At 72.3% G+C, this 332-nt stretch carries 1 protein-coding gene; it reads left to right on the plus strand.

Going from position 1 to position 332, the window contains the following annotated elements:
• Positions 1 to 332: hypothetical protein (locus AC5WRT_RS39160; protein ID WP_496101124.1), on the plus strand; the 332-nt coding region annotated here is incomplete at both ends.

The following is a 332-nucleotide window of genomic DNA, read 5'->3' on the forward strand; positions in this document are numbered from 1 at the left end:
CTGGAGAAGACCGCTCCCGCCACTGCCGTTGCCGCCACGGGCACGGAGCTGGACGCCCGGTTCTGGGAGGCTGTCGAGCGCGAGGACCTGGAATCGCTCGCGGACTCGTTGCAGTTGGCGGACCGCGAGCCGTTGGCCGAGCTTCTGCCCGCCCTTTCGCGGTGGCGCAAGGACGAGGCAGCCCGGTCGGCGGTGGACGGGTGGCGGTACAAGGTGGTGTGGAAGCCGGTGGGGCGCGAGTCCCGGCCGGTCGCCCTGGACGGTGAGTGGCTGCTCGTCGTGCCCGAAGAGGAGTCCGCGCTCGCGGAGTTCGTCGTCGCCGTGGCCGACGC

This window comes from Streptomyces sp. NTD91 (assembly GCF_059510455.1).